This is a genomic window from Streptomyces mirabilis, from assembly GCF_039503195.1.
GTDB classification, from domain to species: Bacteria; Actinomycetota; Actinomycetes; order Streptomycetales; family Streptomycetaceae; genus Streptomyces; species Streptomyces mirabilis_D.
On record NZ_JBCJKP010000001.1, the window covers coordinates 9,835,678 to 9,855,931 of the forward strand.

General features: G+C 71.1%; 17 protein-coding genes. 7 read left to right on the forward strand and 10 right to left on the reverse strand.

The annotated features are described in order from the left end of the window. Positions 1-174 precede the first annotated feature (174 nt). The gene (locus AAFF41_RS44770; protein WP_319750759.1) at positions 175-3,273 is read left to right on the forward strand and encodes a glycoside hydrolase family 2 TIM barrel-domain containing protein; all 3,099 of its coding nucleotides are present in this window, start codon (positions 175-177) and stop codon (positions 3,271-3,273) included. On the opposite strand, the gene qcrB is transcribed toward AAFF41_RS44770, so the two are convergent. Together qcrB and sigJ are read right to left on the reverse strand one after the other, a co-directional pair. Further along, positions 3,184-4,731 carry a cytochrome bc1 complex cytochrome b subunit gene (gene qcrB, locus AAFF41_RS44775; protein WP_343325873.1) on the reverse strand — a complete coding sequence of 516 codons (1,548 nt, stop codon included), beginning with the start codon at positions 4,729-4,731 and terminating at the stop codon, positions 3,184-3,186. The two genes, AAFF41_RS44770 and qcrB, sit on opposite strands and share 90 nt — an antisense overlap. Beyond that, positions 4,728-5,690 carry an RNA polymerase sigma factor SigJ gene (gene sigJ / locus AAFF41_RS44780; RefSeq protein WP_319750757.1) on the reverse strand — a complete coding sequence of 321 codons (963 nt, stop codon included), beginning with the start codon at positions 5,688-5,690 and terminating at the stop codon, positions 4,728-4,730. The genes qcrB and sigJ overlap by 4 nt, the downstream gene beginning before the upstream one ends. A 173-nt stretch (positions 5,691-5,863) precedes the next feature. Between sigJ and AAFF41_RS44785 the strand changes: the two genes are divergently transcribed. Together AAFF41_RS44785 and AAFF41_RS44790 are read left to right on the forward strand one after the other, a co-directional pair. Then, complete coding sequence (locus AAFF41_RS44785; RefSeq protein ID WP_343325874.1) at positions 5,864-7,489, forward strand: MFS transporter; 1,626 nt, start codon at positions 5,864-5,866, stop codon at positions 7,487-7,489. Beyond that, complete coding sequence (locus AAFF41_RS44790; protein WP_319750755.1) at positions 7,486-8,115, forward strand: hemerythrin domain-containing protein; 630 nt, start codon at positions 7,486-7,488, stop codon at positions 8,113-8,115. The genes AAFF41_RS44785 and AAFF41_RS44790 overlap by 4 nt, the downstream gene beginning before the upstream one ends. 14 nt (positions 8,116-8,129) lie before the next feature. Here AAFF41_RS44790 and AAFF41_RS44795 read toward each other — a convergent pair whose 3' ends face one another. Further along, positions 8,130-8,399, reverse strand: a complete 270-nt coding sequence (locus AAFF41_RS44795) for an SRPBCC domain-containing protein (protein WP_319750754.1) — start codon at positions 8,397-8,399, stop codon at positions 8,130-8,132. A gap of 264 nt (positions 8,400-8,663) precedes the next feature. Here AAFF41_RS44795 and AAFF41_RS44800 point away from each other — a divergent pair, with 264 nt between their 5' ends. The 3 genes from AAFF41_RS44800 (at position 8,664) to AAFF41_RS44810 (ending at position 11,735) form a co-directional block, all read left to right on the forward strand. Further along, a complete protein-coding gene (locus tag AAFF41_RS44800) occupies positions 8,664-8,909 on the forward strand; it encodes a hypothetical protein (RefSeq protein ID WP_054234230.1) in 246 nt (81 codons plus the stop codon). 3 nt (positions 8,910-8,912) lie between these two features. Continuing rightward, positions 8,913-9,290: a toxin Doc gene (locus AAFF41_RS44805; protein ID WP_054234229.1), complete on the forward strand. Its 378-nt coding sequence runs from the start codon at positions 8,913-8,915 to the stop codon at positions 9,288-9,290. A 540-nt stretch (positions 9,291-9,830) separates the two neighbouring features. Then, positions 9,831-11,735 carry an RICIN domain-containing protein gene (locus AAFF41_RS44810; RefSeq protein ID WP_343325875.1) on the forward strand — a complete coding sequence of 635 codons (1,905 nt, stop codon included), beginning with the start codon at positions 9,831-9,833 and terminating at the stop codon, positions 11,733-11,735. Between the two features lie 21 nt (positions 11,736-11,756). Here AAFF41_RS44810 and AAFF41_RS44815 read toward each other — a convergent pair whose 3' ends face one another. Further along, the gene (locus tag AAFF41_RS44815; RefSeq protein ID WP_319750752.1) at positions 11,757-12,776 is read right to left on the reverse strand and encodes a 2-hydroxyacid dehydrogenase; all 1,020 of its coding nucleotides are present in this window, start codon (positions 12,774-12,776) and stop codon (positions 11,757-11,759) included. After that, the gene (locus AAFF41_RS44820; RefSeq protein WP_319750751.1) at positions 12,773-13,942 is read right to left on the reverse strand and encodes a lactate 2-monooxygenase; all 1,170 of its coding nucleotides are present in this window, start codon (positions 13,940-13,942) and stop codon (positions 12,773-12,775) included. The genes AAFF41_RS44815 and AAFF41_RS44820 overlap by 4 nt, the downstream gene beginning before the upstream one ends. Before the next feature lie 113 nt (positions 13,943-14,055). Here AAFF41_RS44820 and AAFF41_RS44825 point away from each other — a divergent pair, with 113 nt between their 5' ends. Beyond that, positions 14,056-15,234 carry a PucR family transcriptional regulator gene (locus tag AAFF41_RS44825; RefSeq protein ID WP_319750750.1) on the forward strand — a complete coding sequence of 393 codons (1,179 nt, stop codon included), beginning with the start codon at positions 14,056-14,058 and terminating at the stop codon, positions 15,232-15,234. Positions 15,235-15,700: 466 nt separating this feature from the next. Here AAFF41_RS44825 and AAFF41_RS44830 read toward each other — a convergent pair whose 3' ends face one another. The 5 genes from AAFF41_RS44830 to AAFF41_RS44850 form a co-directional block, all read right to left on the reverse strand. Then, entirely contained in the window at positions 15,701-16,369 is a 669-nt protein-coding gene (locus AAFF41_RS44830) for a cyclase family protein (protein ID WP_319750749.1), read from the reverse strand. 82 nt (positions 16,370-16,451) lie between these two features. After that, entirely contained in the window at positions 16,452-18,035 is a 1,584-nt protein-coding gene (locus AAFF41_RS44835) for a purine-cytosine permease family protein (protein ID WP_343325876.1), read from the reverse strand. Positions 18,036-18,282: 247 nt separating this feature from the next. Further along, positions 18,283-18,729: a TIGR03668 family PPOX class F420-dependent oxidoreductase gene (locus AAFF41_RS44840; protein ID WP_415925938.1), complete on the reverse strand. Its 447-nt coding sequence runs from the start codon at positions 18,727-18,729 to the stop codon at positions 18,283-18,285. A 64-nt stretch (positions 18,730-18,793) separates the two neighbouring features. Beyond that, positions 18,794-19,621, reverse strand: a complete 828-nt coding sequence (locus tag AAFF41_RS44845; protein WP_343325877.1) for an LLM class F420-dependent oxidoreductase — start codon at positions 19,619-19,621, stop codon at positions 18,794-18,796. Positions 19,622-19,671: 50 nt separating this feature from the next. Further along, positions 19,672-20,223 (reverse strand): hypothetical protein, encoded by a 552-nt coding sequence (locus AAFF41_RS44850; protein ID WP_319750745.1) that lies wholly within the window; start codon positions 20,221-20,223, stop codon positions 19,672-19,674. Positions 20,224-20,254: the final 31 nt, after the last annotated feature.

The window sequence follows — 20,254 nt, forward strand, 5'->3', positions numbered from 1 at the left end:
CCCGGCACACGGGCGGCCCCAGGGGGACATCGGTACGAGTTGTTCCGGCCGATGTGATGCGCGAGGCGGAAGTGGGTGCCGCACCCTTGACGGGGCCGTGTGTCACCCCGTCAGAATCTGTTTGTTCACGATCAGTTGTGATGACTTATGGGCCCTTGAGTAGGGAGAGCCGCCATGTCGGTCACTCGAAGATCGGTATTGATCGCAGGAACCGCCGCACCCGCGGCCGGATCGCTCCTGGGCGCCGCCGACGCCTGGGCCGACTCGCCGGGGCGTGCCGCGGGCCGCCGCCTGGTCGAGCTGCGCGACGGCTGGCGCTTCGCGCTGGTCGACCCGGGTGGGATCACCGACCCCACCGGCGCGTACGAGGGTGCCGCGCGGCCCGGCTACGACGACTCGGCGTGGCGGGAAGTCTCCGTTCCGCACGACTGGAGCATCGAACAGACCCCCACCACGGAACACGGCACCACCAGTGGCACCGGCTTCTTCCCGGGCGGCCTCGGCTGGTACCGCACCACCTTCACGCTGCCGACCGCCCTCGCCGGCCGCCGGATCTCCGTGGAGTTCGACGGCGTCTACATGGATTCGCACGTCTACTGCAACGGCGAGGAGGTCGGCCGCCACCCCTACGGGTACACGGGGTTCGCCCTCGACCTCACCGGTCTGCTGCACACGGACGGCATCACCGAGAACGTCATCGCGGTGAAGGTCCAGAACCAACTGCCCAGCAGCCGCTGGTACTCGGGCAGTGGCATCTACCGCGAGGCCCGGCTCGTGGTCACCGAACCCGTGCACGTCCAGCGCTGGGGCACGTATGTCACCACGCCGGACATCACGGCGGAACGGGCGGTCGTACGGGTGCGGACGACCGTCGTCAACGAGTCCGGTGCCGCCGCCGAGATCCAGGTGATCTCGCGGATCGTCGACCCCGACGGCCGTACGGCGGCCCGTACGTCCACCAGGGTCGCGGTTGCCGACCGCGCGGACGAGACTCATGAACTCACCGTCGCCAAGCCCCGGTTGTGGGACTTCGCGACCCCGGATCACCGCTACACCCTGGAGACCGAACTGCGGGTCGGCGACGCGAGGGTCGACACCTGCCGCACTCCCTTCGGCATCCGCACCTTCCGCTTCGACCCGGACGAGGGCTTCCACCTCAACGGCGTCCACGCCAAGATCAAGGGCGTCGACCTGCATCACGACCAGGGCGCGCTGGGCGCCGCGATCAGCGTGGACGCCGTACGCCGGCAGATGGCGATCATGAAGTCGATGGGCGTCAACGCCTTCCGCACCTCGCACAACCCGCCCTCGCCGCAGATGATCCAGGTCTGCGAGGAACTGGGCATCGTGATGATGGTGGAGGCGTTCGACTGCTGGCGGACCGGCAAGACGAGATACGACTACGGCCGGTTCTTCGACGAGTGGTGCGAGCAGGACGCCACCGAGATGGTCCTCGCGGCCCGCAACTCGCCCGCCGTGGTGCTGTGGTCCATCGGCAACGAGATCCCCGACTCCACCTCCACCCCGGGCCTCGCGATGGCGGACCGGATCATCGCCGCGATCAAGGCGGCGGACGACACCAGGCCGCTGGTCATCGGCTCGGACAAATACCGCCGCGTGCCCACGAAGGGCTCCGCTGCCGACCTCATGCTCGCCAAGCTGGACGGGCTCGGTCTGAACTACAACACCGCCCAGTCGGTGGACGCCCTGCACGCCGCCTATCCGCACCTCTTCCTCTTCGAGTCGGAGTCGTCGTCCGAGACCTCGACCCGCTCCACCTATCAGGAGCCGCAGCACCTCAACACCGGCGAGAACCACACCCCGGGCCGGCGCGCGGTCTCCTCGTACGACAACAACCTCGCGTCCTGGACGATGAGCGGCGAGTACGGGCACAAGAAGGACCGGGACCGCAAGTGGTTCGCGGGGGAGTTTTTGTGGTCGGGCATCGACTACATCGGGGAGCCCACGCCGTACGACGTGTTCCCGGTGAAGGCGTCCTTCTTCGGCGCGGTCGACACCGCGGGCTTCCCCAAGGACATGTACCACCTGTTCAGAAGCCAGTGGGTGAGCGAGCCCATGGTCCATCTGGTGCCCATGACCTGGAACCACGAGGCCGGCGACACGGTCGAGGTCTGGGCGTACGCGAACGTCGACACCGTGGAGCTCTTCCTCAACGGGAAGTCCCTCGGCACACGGAGGTTCGACACCAAGACGACCACCGACGGCCGTACCTATCTGGAGACCACCGAGGCGACCGGCGACGACAAGACCTTCACCTCGGGCCCCTACCCGGGCAGTTACACCAGTCCGAACGGCAGCGCGGGCAAGCTCCACCTCACCTGGGAAGTGCCCTACGCGCCGGGTGAGTTGAAGGCGGTGGGCCGCCGCGACGGCCGTACGGTCGCCACGGACGTCCTGCGCACCGCCGGGGCGCCGCACGCGATACGCCTCACACCGGACCGCACGTCGCTCGCCGCCGACGGCCGTTCCCTTCTCTTCGTGACGGCCGAGGTCGTCGACGCCCGTGGTGTGGTCGTGCCCGACGCGGAGCACCTGATCGCCTTCGACATCGACGGCGGCTCGCTCGCCGGGCTCGACAACGGCAGGGAGGAGAGCGCCGAGCGCTATCAGGCGAGCACCCGAACGGCCTTCCACGGCAAGGCACTGGCGATCGTACGATCCGGCACGCGGCCGGGCTCCCTGAAGGTGACGGCACGCTCCGAGGGAGTGCGGGGTGCCACCCTCACCGTACGCACCACCTCGGCACGCGCGAAGGCGACCACCCCGCCCGCGGTCTTCCGGCCGGACCCGGGTCCCGGCGCCCCGAACGACCCGCTCGCGGAAGCCAGTTACTCCGGCCGCCCGGACACCCCGCCCGCCGCCATGCTCGACGGTGACGCGGCCACGGGGTGGTCCAACGCCTTCTACAAGTCGGCGACGGCCCTGCTGCCCGCCTTCAGCGGGGCCCGCCCCGAGGACTGGGTCTCGGTCACCTGGGCCCGCCCCCGCGCGGTCGACCGGGTCGAGGTCTCCTTCACCGTCGACGCGACGCACACCCTGCCTGCGTCGGTCGAGGTCGCGGTGTGGGACGGAAAGCGGTACGTGCCGGTGAAGGGAACGGCCGTCGACTGGGCCACCGCGTCCGACACACCGACCGTGATCACCTTCGACGGGGTGCGCGGCTCACGGCTGCGGCTCCTCATGGCGAGCGGGCACCCCGGCGCCGTCGAGGGCGGGCTGCGGATCAGCCGTCTGGAGGTCCCGGTGGTCTGACCGGTCCCGGTGCTCGTGCTCGGTCAGCGTGTGGAGTTCGGCCGGGCCGAGCGGGCGGTGCACCTCGACGTACTCGCCGTGCGGCAGGCGTTTGACGACGCCGGTCGCACGGCCGTGCGCCACCAGTTCCCGGTCGCGCAACTGCAACCCCAGGCAGATGCGCCGGGTGACCACGAAGACGACGACCGGGACGACGAACAGGGAGATCCGTACCGCCCAGGTGACGGTGTTGATCGACAGGTGGAAGCGCGTCGCCACGATGTCGTTGCCGCCACCCGCGAGCAGGATCAGATAGAGGCTGATCCAGGCCGCTCCGATCGACGTACGGACCGGCCGGTTGCGCGGCCGGTCGAGGAGATGGTGCTCGCGCCGGTCTCCCGTGACCCACGACTCGATGAACGGGTACACACCGATGGCGACCAGAAGCAGCGGGAAGACGACGATGGGGATCAGCACACCGAGCACGAGCGTGTGCCCGGCCACGCTGATCTCCCAGCCCGGCATGACCCGCACCAGACCCTCGGCGAAGCCCAGGTACCAGTCCGGCTGGGCGCCCGTCGACACCTGGTCGGCGCGGTAGGGGCCGTACGACCAGACCGGGTTGATGGTCGCGACCGCCGAGATCAGCACGAGGACACCGAACACAAGGAAGAAGAAGCCGCCCGCCTTCGCCAGGTAGACCGGCAGGAACGGGGTGCCCACGACGTTGCGTTCGGTCTTCCCCGGGCCCGCGAACTGGGTGTGCTTGTGGTACACGACGAGGATCAGATGGGCGACGACGAGCGCCGCCATGATCCCCGGTATCAGCAGGATGTGCAGGGAGTAGAAGCGGGCCACGATGTCATGGCCGGGGAACTCCCCGCCGAACAGGAAGAACGACAGGTACGTGCCGACCACCGGCACCGACAGGATCGCCCCGTCCACGAACCTGAGCCCCGTCCCGGACAGCAGGTCGTCCGGCAGCGAGTAGCCGAAGAGGCCCTCGAACAGACCGAGGAGCAGCAGGGTCCAGCCGAACACCCAGTTCACCTCGCGGGGCCTGCGGAACGAGCCCGTGAAGAAGTGCCGCATCATGTGCGTCAGCATCGCGGCGAGGAAGACCAGCGCGGCCCAGTGGTGCAGCTGCCGGACCAGCAGTCCGCCGCGCACGTCGAAGCTGATGTGGAGCGTCGAGGCGTACGCCTCCGACATCCGGATGCCGTTCAGGGGGAGGTAACCGCCGTGGTACGTCACCTCGTTCATGGAGGGGTGGAAGAACAGGGTCAGGTACACCCCGGTGAGGATCAGCACGACGAAGCTGTACAGGCAGATCTCGCCGAGGAGGAAAGACCAGTGGTCCGGGAAGACCTTGCGCAGATAGCGCCTGCCGAGGGCGTACACACCGAGCCGGCCGTCGAACCAGTCGGCGACTCGTTCGCCGGAGGACGCCTTCACGGGCCGGTGGTCCGTGGCGGTCATGCGCGCTCCCCTTCCGCGACCCCGGTCTCCTGGTTCTCGTCGTCGCGCCGCACATGCGCGAGCTTCTCGGGGTTGGTGACGATGTAGACGCCTGACACCTGCTCCCCGTCCGCGGTGAGGTCCATGACCATGACCGCGTACGGCGACTCGCCCTCGAAGAGCACAGCGGAGTCGTCGCCGTTGACGCGCCGGTAGCGCAGGTCGAAGCCGGAGCCGCGCCGGGTCGCGTACCCGGCGAACAGCCGCGCCGCCTTGTCGCGGCCGTGCACGGGACGCAGCCCGCCCGAGGCCTTCCCGCCGCCGTCCGTCCACACGGTGACGTCCGGTGCCAGGATCTCCATCAGCGCCGCGATGTCCCCGCCGAGCGCCGCCTCGACGAAGCGCTCGGTCGCCTGCCGGCGGACGCGCGGATGGGCCTGGTAGCGCGGCCGACGGGCGTGCACGTGCTCCCGCGCGCGGTGCGCGAGCTGGCGTACTGCCGCGGGGCTGCGGTCGATGACCTCCGCGATCTCGGTGTGCGCGTAGCCGAACACCTCGTTGAGGACGAAGACCGCGCGCTCCAGCGGGGTGAGGGACTCGAGGACCACGAGCATCGCCAGCGACACCGACTCCGAGCGCAGGGCCCGGTCGTCGGCCGAGTCCTCGGGGGCGGGCTCGTCGAGCAGCGGCTCCGGCAGCCAGGGGCCCACATACGTCTCGCGGCGGCGGGTGATCGCGGCGCGCCGCGCGAGCGCGTGGTTCACGGCGATGCGTACGAGATAGGCGCGGGGATTGGTGATGCCCTCCAGCGGGGCGCGGTGGGCGCGGCCCGTCCAGGACAGCCAGGTCTCCTGGAGGACGTCGTCGGTGTCGGCGACGCTGCCGAGGATGTTGTAGACGATCGCGAAGAGCAGCTCGCGGTGGTCGACGAACACCTGCGTCGCGCCGTCGGCCGTCCCGGTCGCGGGGCTTTCGGACATGCCTTGCCTCCCTTGGTGCGCTCACTACTGCGAGGGGAGAAGCGGGCCCGAATGTGACGTCCGGAGAGCGATATGTGACGTACGTCTCACGGAGTCTGCCGGGCGTCACACCGGTGGAAGGCCACGCCCTCTTGAACGCGAGTCCGATGCCTCGACGCAAGGAGACAGACACCGTGTTCAAGAAGTGGCACGACAAGTGGCACGGCAACCCATGGGCGATCCTCATCACGCTCTCCCTGGGCTTCTTCATGACCCTGCTCGACCTGACGATCGTGAACATCGCGATCCCCGACATGGGCCAGGACCTCGACGCCTCCCTCGACGAGATTCTGTGGGTCGTCAACGCCTACACCCTCGCCCTGGCCGTCCTGATGATCACCGCGGGCCGCCTCGGCGACCTGCGCGGCAAACGCAACCTGTTCCTCGCGGGCGTCGCCCTGTTCACCCTCGCCAGCCTCGCCTGCGGCCTCGCGCAGAATCCGGCGCAGCTGATCGCGTTCCGCGCGGTCCAGGGCCTGGGCGCGGCGCTGCTCATGCCGCAGACCCTGTCGATCATCGCGGAGGTGTTCCCGGCCGACCGGCGGGGCGCCGCGATGGGCGTCTGGGGCGTGGTCGCGGGCGTCTCCGGGGCCCTCGGCCCGATCATCGGCGGCGCGCTGATCACCCACCTCGACTGGCGGTGGATCTTCTTCGTGAACCTGCCGCTCGGAGTGGTGGTGCTGGGCCTCGCCGCGGCGGTCATCCCTGGCTCACGGCGCACCGTACGCCACCGCTTCGACACCCTGGGCGTGCTGCTCGCCTCGGGAACCCTGTTCTGTCTGGCCTTCGGCCTGACGGAGGGGCAGCGCTACGACTGGAACGCCTGGATCTGGTCGCTGTTCGGCGCGGCGGCACTCCTCTTCGCCGCCTTCCTCGGCCATGAGCGCGGCCAGCAGGGCAACGACCCGCTCGTCCCGTTCTCGCTCTTCAAGAACCGCAACTTCACCCTCATCAACTTCGTGGGCGTCACCGTGTCCTTCGGCGTGGTCGGGATGTTCCTGCCGCTGACGATCTACCTGCAGTCCGTACTGGGCTTCAGCGCGCTCAAGTCCGGGCTCGTGCTCCTGCCCCTCGCGCTCGGCTCGTTCGTGACGGCAGGGCCCGCCGGAGTCCTCGCGGACAAGATCGGCGGCAAGTTCATCCTGATGACCGGGCTGCTCGCCTGGACGGCGGCCCTGGTGTGGATCGTGGGCGCGGCCGACGTCGGGTCGAGCTGGACGGCCGTCGCCTTCCCCCTCTTCCTCGCGGGTCTGGGCGCGGGCTGCACCTTCGCACCGATGGCCACGGAGGTCATGCGCAACGTACCGGCGAAGCTTTCCGGAGCGGCGTCCGGCGTCAACAACGCGCTGCGGCAGGTCGGTTCGGTGCTCGCGGGCGCCGTCGTCGGCGCCGTGCTCCAGGCCCAGCTCGCCTCCTCACTCACCGACCAGGCCCGACAGCGCGCCGGACAACTGCCCGCCGCGTACCGTGACGGCTTCGTCGGCGGCTTCTCCCAGGCGGGGACCGATGTGAACGCGCGCCAGGCGGCACGGCTGCCGGAGGGCGTACCGCACGACATCGCCGACCGCATGCGCACGCTGGGCGCCCAGGTCTTCGGCCACGGCTTCGTACACGCCATGGGTCCCGCCGTCCTGGTCTCGGCCGCCGTCCTGCTGACCGGCGCGCTCACCTGCCTCGCCGTACGCCGTCACCTCGGCCCGTCGGCCAACCCGCACGCCCTGCCCGTCTACGAACCCCAACTGGAGGAAGCGACCTCATGACCACCGAAGCCGCGGCCGGCACGGTCGACCTCACCGTCATGTACGCAGCCCACGACGCCTTCCGCCGCGACCTGGAACGCCTCGGCGACGCGGCGGTCGAAGGCACCGCCTTCACCCCCCAGGTCCGCGCGGGCTGGGACAACTTCAGGCATCAGCTGCACATCCACCACACCGCCGAGGACAGCGATCTGTGGCCGCGCGTGGAGCGCAAGGTCGCGGGCCGTCCCCGGGACGTCGCCCTCCTCGCCGAGATGGAGGCGGAGCACGCCCTCCTCGACCCGCGGCTCACCGCCGTCGACGCGGCCCTGAAGGACCGCTCGGCCGAACTCCCCGCCCTGGTCGGCTCGTTGGCGTCGACCCTCGACGAGCACCTCGCCCACGAGGAGGAGAGCGCCCTGCCGCTCATCCGGGAGGTGCTGACGCCCGCGGACTGGGGCGCGTTCACCGGCCGTATCCGCAAGACACAGGGCCTGCGCGGGGCCGCGCTCTTCGTGCCGTGGATCGTCGACGGAGCATCGCCCGCCGACCGCGCCCGGTTCCTCGGCGCGCTGCCGCCGCCCGTGCGCGTCCTCAACAAGCTGTTCTGGGAGGCGGGCTACCGCAGGCGCGGGCTTTGGGCGGCCTGAGAGCGCGGAAACGCTCAGGCGGGGTTCTGCTCCATCCAGCTGTCCGGGCCGGGGTCGCCACCGGGCGCCCGTACGGCGAGCCGGTCCAGGTAGTGCTCCCAGCCCTCCTGGTGCGGCCCGCGGGCCGGCTCGGGCAGCCCGGAGTGGGTCAAGGTGAGCAGGGTGCCGTCCGGCTCGGGGGCGAAGGTGAGCTCGACCCGGCTGCTGCCGGGCGGCACCGGGTCGCCCTCGTCGGCATGCCGTGCCTGAAGGACCCGAACGGCAAGGCCTTCGTCGGTCTCCACGAAGGCGAACTCGTCGTCCGCTGCACCGCGACAGTCCCGAACACGCCGAGGCGCTCGCGGTCACCGGCGCCCACCTCTTCGACCGGATGGGCGGCCGCCCCATGAAGGACTGGGCGTGCCTGCCGCTCGCCGCCTCCGCCCGCCGGCTGACCCTGGCGGAGGCGGCCCGCGAGCAGCCCCGCTGAATCGGCCCGCGGTACCGCTGCGCATGCCTCTTGAGCAGGTGATATTTACGAGTAAGTACCCTCACGGTACCGTGGCGGCATGCCAGCCTTGAATGTGGAGTTCAGTGACCGTGAACTCGAGGACCTCCGGCAGATCGCCAAAGAGCGCGGTACGTCGATGAAGGCACTGGTGCGCGAGGCGGCCGCGGCCGACATCGTGCGGCACCGGGCGCTGAAGGAGGGCGCGGAGGTGTTCCGCCGTTTCTTCACGGCGCACGCCGACGAGTTCGCGGCCGCCTTCCCCGAGGACGAACCTCCCGGCAGGGGCGAGGGACGGGCCGCCTGAGCGATGGCTCCCGTCATCCATATCGACGTGCCGTGGCTGCTGCAGCGCCACGAAGAGGTGCTGCCCGACCAGCCCACGGTCAACGACTTCTCGGCCCTGGTCGCCGCCGTGGCCCGGCACCGCGTCGACCCGCCCCGCCTCGGCGTCGACTCCGACCCGGCCTGGCGCGCCGCCGCTCTTCTGCACACCCTGGCCCTGCTGAAGCCGCTACCGGCGGCCAACGCCCGTTTCGCCTGTTCGGCGGCGGTGGCGTACATGTTCGTCAGCGGTGTCGGGATCGACCCGCCCTACGGGGCGCTCGTCGACCTCGCCCGGGATCTGATCTCCGGCAAGACCGACGTCTACGGCGCGGCCGACCGGCTGCGCACCTGGCAGATCTGATACCCGCCGCGCGGCCGCCTGTCGCCCCCGAGGCCGCCGGCCGAGGGCGGGAGGATCGGGGCCGGCGGCCGGTTTCGCGCGGGAGAGCCGCCGTCCTGCGCGGGGCCTCCGAGAAGGGCCGGGTTCCAGTGGACCGCGGAGCACCGCGCGCCGGGAGCGTGCGACGGGCTCCGGAGTGAGCGCGCGGTTCACACGGGGCGCGTGAGGGCCCATGGCGTATGAACGTGGTGCCGCGGTGAGGCGCGTGAACGTGGTGCGGGAAATTTCGAAAGCCGGTGCGAGCGACGCGAGTTGGCGCAGTTACTGACTATCTTTCAATATGCAGATGTTGCTCAAGTGCCTTGTTGGTCATGAGCGTGTTGTGCGAGGGTGAACTTACCGCGCGGGTCAATGGCCGGGCATGAAATCGGTGTTCATTATTCCGGGCCGGCGGCCATTTTCCCGGCGCTCCGTCAAAAGGTGTGCACCAGGCAGGGGCTCCCTTTTCGGCGACCAAGGAAATTCTGTGCACCACCTTGCACCGTGGAAGGAACCCGCTCTGTGCCCACCCCCCACCCCCCTCGCCCCTTCTATCCTCCCGGCGGTGCTCCCGGGGAGTCCGACGAAAGCCTCGCCGCGCGGCTGAGAGGCCGGACGGAGGGCGAGGCCACGCAGTCCGTCGCCCTGCTGATGGCGCGGCACTGGCAGCCGACGTACGACTACGCGGCCATCTGCCTCGCCTCTTCCTCGAACGTCGCCTCGATGGTCGCCGCGACCTCCTTCCACTACGCCCTCGACTGCCTGATACGTGGTGAGTCCGGAGCGGCCCTGCGGCCCCGACTGCTCGTGACCGTGCGGGACACCGTCAATGAGTGGTCCGGTGAGGACCGGATATCCGGCGTTCTGCCGGATTTGAGGAAACCCGCCGGGGGGCGGGGTATGCGGGCGGCGCAGTCCATCACCGCCGAAAATCGGAAGCTCGCCGAGCGCTCTTTCCAAGCCTTGCCGCCCCTCGCCCAGTGTCTGCTGTGGCACACCGAGGTCGAGGCCGAGGACATTTCCGTACCGGCCGGTCTGTCGGGCCTGGACGTCGACACCGCGTCGGCCGCTCTGGAGCAGGCCCGTGAACAATTCCGCCAGGGATGTGTGCGCGCCCACCGGGAACTGGCGCCGAGCAAGGAATGCGGCTTCTACAACCGCCTGCTCGACGTCCCGATTCGTCGTGGGGGCGCCTTGCTGCCGGATGTCCGACAGCATCTGGGGGAGTGCCGCCACTGTCGGCACGCGGCCGAGCAACTCGGCTATTTCGAGGGCGGCTTGGGGATTCTGCTCGCCGAAGCGGTGCTCGGTTGGGGCGCGCGACGCTACCTCGACGCACGCCCGGGGCGCGGGCGGCGAGCGGCGCGCCCCGAGGAATCCGCGTTCGGCGGCGGACGGGCGGTCGCCGAGGGAGGCGTGGGTACCGGCGGCGGCGTAGGAGCCGGCGGCCGTCTCGGGACCGGTGGGCGCCCTGGGAGTGCCGGCCGTCATCGTCTGCTGGCGCGGATTCCCGCTCCCGGGCGGCTGGCCCAGATTGCCCAGAAGCACTCGAAGGTCCTGCTCACCGGGGCGGGCACGGCCTCGGCGGTGCTGCTCGTCACCGTGCTCACCATCAGTCTGTGGTCCCACGGCGAAGGTGGCGCCGACCCGACCGCCTCCACGGGTGTCGGCAGCAGCCACACCGTCTCGCCCAGCCCGGTCGACCCGGGCCCCTCCGCCGACTCCTCGCCCACGACCTCGGCCGGACTGCCCACCAGCACCGGGCAGACCCGGCTGCGCAACCTCGCCGCCGACCTCTGCCTCGACATCCGGGGCGGAAAGGCCGAGACCGGTGCCGAGGCCGAGCTGGCCGTCTGCTCGTCCGCCTGGACCCAGCAGTGGTCGTACGAGAGCGACGGCCTGCTGCGCAGCGTCGCCGACCCCGCGCTGTGCCTGGACTCGCACGCCGACGACGGTGTCGTCGCCCTGGACCGCTGCGTCACGAAGAGCGCCGCGCGGGGCGGCGACGTGCGCTACGACCTCACCGTGCGGGGCGAGTTGCTGTCCCGCTCACGCGAGGGACTCGCGGTCACGCCCAGTTCCACCGATCCGGACGCCGACATCGTGGTCAAGGACCGGGACGGCTCCGACGCGCAGCGGTGGCGGACCGACACCGCCTCGGCCGACCCGGGGTCGCTGTCGATCGCGGGGACGGCGGGCGCCTCGACCCGGCCGGTCAGCAGGCCGCCGTCCCCGCGGGGCACGACCGAGGGGCCGAGCGCGTCGCCCAGCGAGCCGCCGACGGACGGCCGGGACGGCACGTCGGCGACCCCCTCGGAGTCCTCGGCCGAACCCCGTTCCGTGACCGTCGACGACCGCTCGAGCGCCCGGCCCGCGCTGCCGCTGACCGCTCAACTCTCCTCCCTGGTGGAGGGGTTGCGAATGTAACGGGCGCGCCGGGCGGCGGGGCTAGGACACCACGTCCCGGGGCGGCTTGCCCGCCACGAAGTCGGCGGCGTTCTGGACCGCCGCCAGCGCGATCCGTACGAGCGTCTCGCGCGTGACGCCCGCGACATGCGGCGACAACACCACGTTCGGGGACTTGAGCAACCGCAGGGCCGCGGTGGGCGGTTCGGGGTCGAAGACGTCGATGCCCGCCCCGCCCAGGGTGCCCGCCTCGAGCGCGTCCGCGAGGGCGTCCTGGTCGATCAGGGCGCCCCGCGAGGTGTTGACCACGAACGCGGTCGGCTTGAGGAGCGCGAGCCGCTCGGCGTTCAGCAGATGCCGGGTCTCCTCGGTGAGCGGGGCGTGCAGCGTGACGTAGTCCGACGTGCGCAGCAGTTCGTCGAGTTCGACATGACGGGCGCCGCCGAGCCGTGCCTCGGCCTCCGCGCCGACGGACTGCGGACCTGCGTACACGATGCTCATGTCGAAGGCGACCGCGCGCCGGGCGACCTCCTCGCCGATGTGGCCGAGCCCGACGATGCCGAGGGTCTTGCCGGACAGTTCGGTGATGGACCGCTGCAGCCTCGGCAGCGCCCAGTCGGCGTCGACGAGCGCGGTGTGCGCCGGGACCAGCTGCTTGGCGAGGGCCAGCATGAGGGCGAAGGTCTGCTCGGCCACGTTCTGCTTCTCGGCGCCGCTGGAGCCGATGTTGCACACCGGCACACCCTTGGCGCGGGCGGCGTCCAGGTCGACGTAGTCGAAACCGTGGCTCGCGCACTGGACCAGTTCCAAGACCGGCGCGGAGGCGAGGTGTTCGGCGGTCACCGGGCCGAGACCCGTGATGATGACATGGGCCTCGCGCAGCGCGGCCGGGTCCTCGTCGGTCGTCTCCACGACGGTGACCTTGGCCTCGCCGGGGAAGACGGTGGCGAGCGCGGCACCGGCGGTGCGACCGCCGACGTGGGCCGAGACCACGGCCAGAACGTTCTTCGCCACCGGGGTGACCGACGTGTCGGTCGTGTGGGCCGTGTGGGTCGTGCTCATGCGGATTCCTCGATCAGGTCGTCGGGGCCGAGGGTGGCGGGGCGGGCGTGCCCGGACAGGGCCAGGGTGAGGTCGAACTCGGCGAGCAGACAGCGGACGACGTGTTCGACGCCCGCCTGTCCGTCCAGGCCCAGCCCATAGGCGTACGGGCGTCCGACGAGTACGGCCCGCGCGCCGAGCGCGAGCGCCTTGAACACGTCGTCTCCGGTGCGGATGCCGCTGTCGAAGAGGACGGTCAGCCGTTCGCCGACCGCCTCCACCACCCGCGGCAGCGCGTCGGCCGCCGCCACCGACCCCGCCACCTGCCGGCCGCCGTGGTTGGAGACGACCACGCCGTCCATCCCGGCGTCGGCGGCGCGTCGGGCGTCGTCCGGGTGCAGGATGCCCTTGAGGACGATCGGCCCGTCCCAGTTCTCCCGCAGGAACGCGAGATCGGGCCAGGTCTTGCCCGGGTCCGCGAACATGCCGACGAAGTGCAGCACGGCCGCGTTCGGGTCCTCGTGCACCGGCTTGGCCAGACCCGCCTGGAACGCCGGGTCGGAGAAGTAGTTCGCCGTGCCCACACCGTGCAGGAACGGCAGATACGCCTGGTCGAGGTCGCGCGGACGCCAAGCCAGCAGCGGGGTGTCGAGAGTGGCGAACAGCGCGGTGAACCCGGCCGCCTTCGCCCGGTCCAGGAAGGACCGGGTGACCTCGCGGTCCTTCGCCCAGTACAGCTGGAACCAGCGCTCCGCCCCGCCCATCGCCTCCGCGACCTGCTCCATGGGCGTGCTGGAGGCCGACGACAGGATGTACGGGACGCCCTGCGCCGCGGCGGCTCGCGCGGCGGCGGACTCCGCGTCCGGATGCATGATCGACAGCACGCCCACGGGCGCGAGCGCCAGCGGCGCGGGCAGGGCACGCCCCAACACCTCGACGGACAGATCGCGTTCGCGTACGTCGCGCAGCATGCGCGGCACGATCCGGCGCCGGTCGAGGGCGGCCCGGTTGGCCCGGGCGGTGCTCCCGTTCCCCGCGCTGCCCGCCACGTAGCCGACCGGACCGGGCCCGAGCCGCTGCTCGGTCAGCTCCTCCAGCCGGGTCAGATCGGTGGGCAGCCGCGGTACGGCGCCCGTCATTCCGTTCAGATAGATCTCGTACTGGAAGTCGGCCCAATGCTTAGCCATCCGTACGTCCCGCCTCTCGTCCCTGAGACCGCGCTGTACGCCGTCGATCCTGGCGAAGGTGACAAGAGCCGTCCACCGTGGTGCGCACATCGCGCGGCTGGGATCATCACCCTGTGACAAGTCAGCCCGTTGCCGCCAGAGAACACGTCCGGCAGGAGATGGTCGCCGATCCGCGCGTCGTGGCGGCGATCGTCTCGGCGGTCCACGAACAGGTCCCGGTGTACGCCGCGCTCGACGACAGCCGGCTGCCGGAGGTGCGGGCCATCGCGGCCTGGGGCCTGGAGCGGCTCCTGCACCTGTGGGTCACCGACGGCGCCCTCGAACCGTCGGATGTGCGGCGCCTGCGAGGCATCGCGGCGGCCCGCGCGGCGGACGGGCGGCCCGTGCAGGCGGTGCTGCGGGCCTACCGGGTGGCGGCGACCGTCCTCACCGACGAGATCGCGGCCCGCGCGCCCCGGCTCGCCGCCGCGGACGCCTTCGCTCTCACCCGGATGCTGCTGACCGCGCTCGACACCCTCTCCGAGGAGATGACCACGGCGTACGCCGCCACCGACGAGGACCTCGCGGCGGACCGCGACCGGGCACTGCGGCTGCTGCTCGACGACCTGATCGCCGGGCGGCACGCCTCGGTGGGCGCGCTCAGCGACCGGTCTGCCCGGCTGGGGGTCCAACTCCCGGACCCCTACTGTCTGTTGGTGGCCGAGCCGGTGAGCGCGGAGCGTCCCGACATGGCGCTCGACGCGGCGACGGGGCTGCTCGAGGCGTTGGCCGTTCCGGGGGACGAGGTGGTCTCGTCCGCGACGGTACGTGGCTCGCGTGCCGTTCTGTTGCTGCCGGGTGCGGCTGCCGCGAGGGCGGGGGCGGTGCTGGGCGCGCGGTCCTGGCGGGGCTGTGCGATCACCGGGGAGAGCCTGGACCGGGTCGCGGTGGCGCATCGGCTCGCTGCCGACGCCCTCGACACGGCGCCCGCCCACGCGCACCGGCCGGGGCGTGTCCTCACGGACGCCGACGCGCATGTCCTCGCCCTGCTCGGCGGGCATCCGGCCGCGGCGCCGGACCAGGTCGCCCGCCTCGTTCTCGGGCCGCTCACCGACCCGGGGCAGCGGCATCTCATGGAGGCGCTGACCGCGTACATCGACGCCGGCTCGGCGAGCGCCGCCGCGCGGGTGCTTCACCTGCACGCGCAGTCCCTGCGCTACCGCCTGCGGCGCATCCACGCCCTGACGTCCCGTGATCCCCGCGACCCCTGGCAACGCCTCACCCTGGACATCGCCCGCACGATCAGGCCGTAACTTCCTCGCCCCCGCCGCCCTTACCCGACCCATCCCCAGGGGCTCCGCCCCTTCAACCCCGCCCCCGACGGGGCTGCGCCCCTGCACCCCCGCATCGCCCGAAGGGCTCGTCCTCAAGCGCCGGACGGGCTGAGTGGTGCGGGCCGGGGTGGGTGGGGTGCGCCCTCGACGTGGGCCGGTCCGAGGCTTTTGGGGGCGCGGGGGGCTGCGCGAACGCCCGCAGTCGAACGAATCCGGTGCAGGGCTGCGCCCTCTGCACCCCCGCATCGCCCCAAGGGCTCGTCCTCAAGCGCCGGACGGTCCGAGGTTTTTGGGGGCGCGGGGACTGCGCGAACGGCCCCCACCGGCCTGCGGCCGGACGAATCGGGGCGGGCCGGGATGCGGGGCGCAGCCCCGTCCGAGGGCCGGGGAAAAGCGCGACCAGGCCCCACCCCCGGCACGCGACGAGCACACCCCCAGGTAGGGACTACCGCGCGTGGGGCGTGACGCGGGCCGTCGCCCGGACCGGGCCCCCGTCGGCCCCGGCGAGGCGCAAGGGGAACAGGAACACCTCTGTCGAACACCCCGCGGCCTGCGCGTCCGCGACCCCCGCGAGCCCGGTCAGGTTCTCGGCGATCACACCCCCCGCTCCGCACAGCACACGGTGGGAGGGCAGATCCACGGGACCGGTCGGATCGACGCTCAGCGCGTCGATCCCGACGGTGAGGACACCCGCCGCGACCACGGCCTCCGCCGCCTCGGGCGTGAGCCAGGGATGGGCGAGGTAGTCCTCGGTTCCCCAGTACCGGGACCACCCGGTGGCCAGCAGCAGGATCGAACCGGGCCGCAGCAGGCCGAGGGCGGGGGAGAGCAGGTCCGGAGTGATCGGCGCCCGCGCCGGCAGACCACGGACGTCGGCGACGACCGCCGACCCCGCGAACCGCTCCAGCGGCAGATCGTCCAACGTGGGCCACGCCTCGTCCACGTGGTACGGCGCGTCGACATGCGTACCTGACTGCGACCCCATGTGCAGCCGAAGGACGTTCACTCCGTGCTCGGCGACCCGCAACGCCCTGGAGACCTCCACCTCCGGGTCACCGGGATAGACGGGCATCCCGGTGACCACGGGCACGGACAGGTCGAGCCAGCTCTCCATCAGTTCTCCATCAGCGAGTTCTCCACCAGTTCTCCGTAAGCCAGTCTTCCATCGGCTCGTCGACCAGTTCTCCGTCGGCGGATCAACCGCCGTCGACGGCGAGAACCGCGGACGTGCCCTCGCTCTCCGCCCCGGGATCGGTGATCGGCGGCACCGGCACGTCGACGGTACGGGCCAGCCGCGGACCCTCGGGCCCGTACACCGCGCGGGGCTCGGGGAACAGTCGCAGCATCGCCAGATACAGCACGGCGGCGACGGCCAGCGACAGCGGCAGGCTGATGTCGATGCCGTTCGCGAGATCGCCCAGCGGTCCGACGAACTGGCCGGGGATGTCGGTGAACAGCACACCGACCACCGCGCCCACCCACCAGGCCGTCATGCCCCGCCAGTTCCAGCCGTGCGTGAACCAGTAACGGCCGCCGCGCTGACGGCGGTTGAAGACCTGGAGCGCGTCCGGGTCGTACCAGCCGCGCCGGGTGTAGAACCCGAGGATCATCACGACCATCCAGGGCGTGGTGCAGGTGATGATCACGGTGGCGAAGGTCGAGATGGACTGCACCAGGTCGAAGCCGAAGCGGCCGATGAAGATGAACGCGATCGACAGGACTCCGACCAGCATCGTCGCCTGGACCCGGGACAGCCGCGGGAACACCGACGAGAAGTCGAGCCCGGTGCCGTACAGCGACGTCGTGCCGGTCGACATGCCGCCGATCAGGGCGAGCAGACACACCGGCAGGAAGAACCAGCTCGGCGAGATGGCCAGCAGGCCGCCGACGAAGTCGGGGGCCGCCGGGTCGACGTACTTCGGCGCCTTGGTCGCGATGACGCTCGCGGTCGCGAGCCCGAACACGAACGGCAGCAGGGTGGCGATCTGGGACAGGAACGCGGCACCGACGACCTTGCGGCGCGGCGCGTTCGCCGGGATGTAACGCGACCAGTCGCCGAGGAACGCGCCGAAGGAGACCGGGTTCGACAGCACGATCAGTGCCGCGCCGATGAAGGAGGGCCAGAACAGCGCCTGCGTCGCCGAGTCGGCCGAGGCCGTGAAGACACCGGCGTACGAGGGATCGAAGTCACCGGCGAAGGCGATCGCGCCGAGCAGGAACAGCACGGTCGCCGAAGTCACCGCGATCTTGTTGACGAACAGCATGAACCGGAACCCGTACACGCACACCGCGAGCACCAGGCAGCCGAAGAGCGCGTACGCGACCACGTACGACAGGTTGCTGCGCTCCAGGCCGAACAGCCGGTGCGCGCCGCCGACCAGGGCGTCGCCGGAGCTCCACACCGAGATCGAGAAGAACGCCACGGCCGTGAGCAGGGACAGGAACGAGCCGACGACCCGGCCGTGCACACCGAGGTGCGCGGAGGAGGCGACCGCGTTGTTGGTGCCGTTGACCGGGCCGAACATCGCCATCGGGCACAGGATCAGGGCGCCGACGACGACTCCGAGGAGGGTGGCCGCGAGCCCCTGCCAGAAGGAGAGGCCGAAGAGGATGGGGAAGGCCCCGAGGACGCAGGTGGAGAAGGTGTTCGCACCGCCGAAGGCGACTCTGAACAGGTCGAGCGGCGACGCCGTGCGGTCCGCGTCGGGGATGCGCTCGACGCCGTAGGTCTCCACCTCGGTGAGAGACGGCGACGGCGTGGCGGGGGAGTTCTCGGACAAGGGTGCTCCAGCGAAGTGCCTGTGCCCGGAAAGCGGGCGGTGGAGCGCGTGGTGGCGCGAGGGGAGGTCGGCCCCGTGGTCGCCGCGGGGGTGTGCGGCGGCGGATGTCGTCCTTGGCGGATCTGCCGACGCTAAGGCCGGGCCGAAGATCCACGCCAGAAGGTAGAACATCCATCTTCCGTGCCCGGGGTGGAGCATTCGTCCAGTCCGGCGTGTGTGTCCGTCGCGGGAGGTGCCCGGCGGTGGCTCAGTGCTCCGTGCCTGGCTCCGGGGTGGCGCGCCAGCCGTGCCAGCGGTGGACGGTGACGGCGATCACCGGGCCGTCCGGCGGCCGCTGCCGGTACTGCGCGTACTTCTCGCGCAGCAGGTCGATCGCCGCCGTGTACTCGTCCTGTGTGCCGGGCGGCAGAACCCGGGCGTCGCCGTCCGCCCGTACCCACCACAGTCGCTCCCAGTCCTCGTCGTAGGCATCGACGAGCAGGCACACGGCGGGGTGGGCGGCGATGTTGCGCAGCCGCCGCAGCCGCGGCGACCTCTTGGGTTTGTGGTCGACCGCGGTGACGATCTCGCCGCCGCGCGCCGCGAAGACGAGGGGCACGAGGTGCGGGCGCCCCTCGGGGTCCACCGTCGCCAGGCGCGCCACCCGTGCCGCCACGAACCGGCGGCGCGCCTCCTTCTCGTCCATGTCCGGCACGGTGAGCTCCGATTCCCCGGCGCCGGGAACGCGGTGGGCTCGCGATCCCCGGCGGCCGGAAGCGTCAGCGGTGGGCGGACACGGCCTCGGCCAGTTCGTCGAGTGTGCGCAGTGTCTCGTCCTCCGGCTGGGTCGGCAGATACAGCAGCACGCGGTCGACGCCGAGTTCCGCGTAGGTGTCGAGGGACTCCCGGTCGCTCTCGCCCGCGTAGACCACGACGGCCGGCCGGTCACCGGCCGTCTTGCGCATCTGTTCGATGCGCGCGCCCAGTTCCTTGGGCGGTACGGCGCTGGGCAGCCACGCCGACCCGTACTCGGCGACGCGCGCGAAGGTGCGCTCGCTGTTGCCCCCGACCCAGATGGGCGGGTGCGGCCGCTGGACCGGCTTCGGCCAGGCGTAGACCGGTGCGAAGTCGACGAAGTCGCCGTGGAACTCGGCCTCGTCCTTCGTCCACAGTTCGATCATGGCGCGAATGCGTTCGTCCATCAGCCGGCCGCGGGAGGTCGGATCCGTGCCGTGGTTGCGCATCTCCTCCCGGTTCCAGCCGGCGCCGACACCGAACACGGCACGGCCGTCGGAGATCAGGTCGAGGGAGGCGATCTCCTTCGCGGTGGTGATCGGATCACGCTGCACCACCAGAGCGATCCCCGTGCCCAGGCGCAGGTCCCGGGTCACGGAGGCGGCGGCGGCGAGCGCCACGAACGGATCGAGCGTGCGGTAGTAGATGCGAGGCAGTTCCCCGCCGCCCGGATACGGCGTCTCCCGGTTCACCGGGATGTGCGAGTGCTCGGCCAGCAGCAGCGTGTCGAACCCGCGCTCTTCCAGAGCGGGCCCCAGGGCCCTGGGGCCGATGCCCTCATCAGTGATGAACGTCGACACTCCGAACTTCATCCGCGACCACCTCGTCTTGTCGGCTGTTGCCGCCAGTGTGACGTGGTCGGTCACTCCTCGTCAGGTGCGGCGTCCCGCGGCGTGGCGTCCGGACCCTGGGCCCGGACCCGCCGCACATGTTCCAGCGAGTCGCGCAGTTCCGTCAGCCAGTCGTCGGCGTGACGCTGGACCAGGCGGACACACCAGGCGAGGGCGTCACTGCGGCTGCGGGCGACCCCGGCGGCGATGAGGGTGTCGAGGACCTGGCGCTCGGGTTGGCGCAACCGGGTCATGACGGGCGCGGCGATGTGGGTGAACAGGGCGCGCTCGCCCCCGCACTCCGCGCCCCAGGAGACCTTCTTGCCGAACCGGTGCTCGGCTTCCCGTGCCACCGCGACCCGGTCGTCGCGGGTGCGCTCGCGGAATTCCTGGATACGTGCCTGGGCGGCCGCCTCCTTCTCGGCGTCCGAGGCACCTTCGGCGAGCCCGGGCTCGGGGATGCGGCCGACGACGGTGATCTCCTCCCGGTCGACCGTCACCTCCACCAGGCTCTCGAAGAGATCGTCGGGCAGGCGGCCGGCGAACCAGCCGCGCAGCTTCTCGTGCTGCTCTGAAGTAATCATGTAATGACGATTACTCCCTTGCACGGAAGAA